Below are 3,796 nucleotides of genomic sequence, written 5' to 3'. Positions count from 1 at the left end.
TGGTAGCACAGAAGGAGGACGGACACCAGAGCTGATCGAGGCCATTGAAACCTGCCTCCCAGCCGCCGGGAAAGCTTTCCAGTTCCCAGGCCCAGAAGCCAATGCGCAGCGGGGCATGCAGATCCAGTTGTTGCGGGAGACCATCGCTCTGGCGCAACACATTTGGATTGGTGTGGATTAGATCAATGGCTGCGGGCAGAAATGGCTCGGCTGGATCCAGGGGTTGATCATTCACATGGGTGGCCAGCGGTAAGTCGCGCCACTGCACGCGTACCCCTGCCGCCTCTAGCGCCCTGGCGGTGCAGCGAGCCCCTTCCCCCAGCCCAAAGCCTCCACTGAGGTGGCCCCAGAGGTTCACGGTGAGCTGGGGAACCGTGAGCTGGGGAGTAGTTACGCCCATGGGGTGGTTTTTAACCCGAGCAGTCTGCAACCCTCCGCTTTCCAGGCAGGCTGCCTTAGGAGGTCGGCAACAGTAACGGCAGCTGGTTGTAGTTCTTGGCAACGGCTGAACAGGCGCAGTGCCTCCAGCCATTGCTTTGCCAGGGGGGCTTGGCTGTGGCAGCAGCCCCGCCGCCACAGCTCCAGGGCCAGGGGGGCTTCCCCCTGCTCAAAGGCCTGCCAGGCCGCCAGCCAGCGGCTGTGGCGCCGGAATTCCAATTCTTGGCGCCAGGGCCAATCCCAGCGCTGGCTTTGGGCGGCGATTTGTTGGTCCCGTTGCTGCAGCCATGGCTCGGGATCGGTTATTGGGGGGGTGTATTCGAGGATGGGTTCAGCGAAGATTCCCAAGGGTTGAGCGGCGCCAAGGGCCCCTGCTAATTGAGTTTCTGGCAGCTGTTGATCAGGGCTTTTGCTTTGCGTTGGCAAATCTCGCTGCAGCACACAACCGCCCGGCAGGGGGAAGGGYAGGCTCCAGAGGTCTGCAGGGGTTAGGGATAGCTGGAGCGGTGTGAGGTCTACCGCTGGCTGGCGCCAGGCAGAAAAGCAGCGCCGCCAGCCCAGCAGGGCAATAGTGGTGGTAGCGGGCAACTTATGGACCCAGGCCGCCAGGGCGGGGAGTCGTTCCCAGGCCCATTGGGCGTTGATCGGAAGGCTGCCACGCCATTCACCCGGTTGGGAGCTCTGGCAGGGGCTACCCCTGGGCTGCCAGCGCACTAGCTGGTGGAGGCTGTGATCTGCCTGGGGCAGGCGCTCAAGCAATTGTTGTTCTTGCCATTCAGGGTTCTCGCAGGTAATGGTGAAGATCACTTCCCAAGCCTGCCTTTGCCCCATCCTGCCAGCCACCACGAGGAGGGCCGGAAGGCCCATGCCAACGGCGATCTTTTATTGGCATTGCATCACCTGCGCCAGGCCACCCAGGGCCATGGGGGGCAGCAGTGGTCTCGGCAGAACCTCGGCACGGTGCTGGCAAACCTGGGCCGCCACTGGGAAGCCACTGGCTGGCTGCAACCGCTGGTGCAGCAACTTCCCCAGGATCCTTGGATCGCCTATGCCCTGGCGGAGGCTGCCCTGGAGCTGGGCGATTCCAGCGGTGCTCAAGCCTGGTTAGGGGAGGCCGAACGGCGCGGCGCTGCTGCTGCTGCCCTGGCTCCGCTTCGTCGCTGGCTGGGGGCTGGCTGGGCGCCAATCGATGGCTGGGAAACCGCGGTGGCCAGTTTTCTGGAAACAGATGGCTGGGCTCCGGATCCGGATCTGTTGTTGCCAACCTGGGAAAACCACGACCAGGGCATGGCAGCACCGGCCTGGGGGCCGATGGAGGCCCAGCTGACAGCTGCCCTGCCCCGACAAAGTGTTGCTGTAGTCATTCCGAGCCGGGATCGCCCGGATCTTCTGGGCCCCTGCTTCCAGAGCTTGGAAAAATTGGGGAAATGGGGACAGGCAGAGAGCGTAATCTGCCAGGTTGTGCTGGTGGACAACGGCAGTTGCCAGCCCCGCACTGCAAAGCTGCTGCACCACTGGCAAGAACGCAAAGGGGAGGCATTTAAGTTGCTGCGGCTGGATGAACCATTCAACTGGAGCCGGCTTAGCAATGCCGGTGCCCATGCCAGCACTGGCTCATTGCTGCTGTTCTTAAACGACGACACCCGCCTGCTGAATGGCGAAACCCTGGGCTGGTTGGCGAGGGCGGCGTTGCAGCCAGCCGTTGGCCCCGTGGGGGCCCTGCTGCTGGATGATCAGGGCCGGGTGGCAGATGGGGGACTAGTGAAGCAAGCGGATGGTTACGTAGCACGCTGGCGCGGCTGGCCACTGCGACATTTGCCAGGAGAATCCTGCCATGGGGCATGGACAAGCGATGCCATTACTGGAGCTTGTTTAATGGTGCGGCGGGAGCTGTGGCAGGAGGTGCAATTTGATGAACAGCTACCAGAGGATGGCAATGATGTGGTGTTTGCAGAGGCACTAAAGGCAAAAGGTTTTGCGGCAATCGTTATCGGTGCTGCAAGACTGCTACACGGTGTTTCAAGTAGTAGAGGTGTATGCCGCAAAGTTGCTTGWAAGTGAAGCAAAAACCGATTCCRAACAAAGGGGGCTAGATGGTTCAGATCATTAATCTTGAAACAATTAAAACAGAGCCAAGCCYTAGTGMTTGGCAAGATTTTGCTGAGCGCTGGCAAGATTGGCGATCGAAATTTAATCAGCAYCACTGGYCAGAGAGTTGGCAAGGTAAAGCATATAAAGAAGATCAACTAAGATTTCCATCCCCCTGGGGCAATCGCATACTTGAAACCCGTCACAGCATAAGAAACGGACTGGTATTTGGCTATGTATTGAAAGAGCAGAAGCAACGGGCATTATTAATGCCTGGATATCTAGGTGCAGGCCATCAACTGGAAGCAATATATTTAATTCGGGAGCAAATACTACTRCATCTTCCWTAYTCATTAGCAGATGGCAATTGGTTTTTACAAGYAACTAACGTTTTACTGCCCGAATTATTAAATCAGCCGCAGMTGAACCCTGAGGCAAAAGCTGCCTCTACGCAGYTAAGCATTGAAGGGCATCCCAACTTTGCCCATTGCTTGCTAAACACATACACATGTCTTGAAGAAAATAAGCAAGATATAAAATCAAGCATAAAAATAATAGGCTCCGAGCCAATGGCACCCCYTGAAGATTTATTTCCCGAATACCAATGGCTAAAACAACATGAACAATGTGATGGCAACAGACAGGAATTTGAACTGCCCATAAGCTGCAGGCCCAGTGTTATTAGCGAAGGCTTACGCAATCGCATTCAAGAATACGCTGATAACAATCATTCCACSAATCAAATACAAGAGCATACAAAAAYAAAAGAACGCATAATKCGCTGGAARCARRATGGCGGWTGGGTGYTATGGGTATCTCTTAAAACTCGAGGGGCGTTAGCCCATGGCCTAAAAGAATTCATAGTAGAGCTAATAAAGGAATTTGAATCAAGGCAATGCACCCCAATGCTTATCCTAGATGGCTTTTCCATACAACAGGGCACGAGCAATCAAGAAATATACTACGGAATAACACTTCAGGAATTGATCCGCGAAGAAATATCCTTAGCAGCCCAGATTAAAGAATTACTGCAAGAAAAAAGTTGCACAGCTGAAATAATAGAAGCAATTGGGTTACCACTGCTAAGCAGCATAAATTTGGCAGGCTTTGCAGATTTTTATATATGCCACCAGGGAACTGTGCAACATAAAATTGGCTGGACTTATTGGAATACACCAGGAATAGTGCATTCCAATCCAACCCGTTGGCGTAATGGAATTCACGAATGGGGCGGCATGGGCGGAAAAGCACCTATATGGATGAAGAAAGA

The 3,796-nt window shown here is 55.2% G+C and carries 3 protein-coding genes and 1 pseudogene; 2 read left to right on the top strand and 2 right to left on the bottom strand.

Translation table 11 applies throughout. The features are described 5' to 3' along the window. Window positions 1-400: pseudogene (locus tag C7K08_RS13040) on the bottom strand (hypothetical protein); the annotation flags it as partial. Continuing rightward, window positions 391-1,305 (bottom strand): hypothetical protein, encoded by a 915-nt coding sequence (locus C7K08_RS13035; RefSeq protein WP_106500995.1) that lies wholly within the window; start codon window positions 1,303-1,305, stop codon window positions 391-393. The pseudogene C7K08_RS13040 and the gene C7K08_RS13035, both read right to left, overlap by 10 nt. Between C7K08_RS13035 and C7K08_RS13030 the strand changes: the two genes are divergently transcribed. Then, window positions 1,261-2,499: a glycosyltransferase gene (locus tag C7K08_RS13030; RefSeq protein WP_133165281.1), complete on the top strand. Its 1,239-nt coding sequence runs from the start codon at window positions 1,261-1,263 to the stop codon at window positions 2,497-2,499. The genes C7K08_RS13035 and C7K08_RS13030 overlap by 45 nt on opposite strands. Before the next feature lie 32 nt (window positions 2,500-2,531). After that, on the top strand, window positions 2,532-3,796 hold a 1,265-nt coding region (locus C7K08_RS13025), incomplete at its 3' end, for a hypothetical protein (protein WP_133165280.1).

It is taken from the genome of Synechococcus lacustris str. Tous (assembly GCF_003011125.1).
In the GTDB taxonomy this organism is placed as follows: Bacteria; Cyanobacteriota; Cyanobacteriia; order PCC-6307; family Cyanobiaceae; genus Synechococcus_D; species Synechococcus_D lacustris.
The sequence above is the reverse complement of the archived record's forward strand: the minus strand, read 5'-3'. Positions and strand labels throughout refer to the sequence as shown.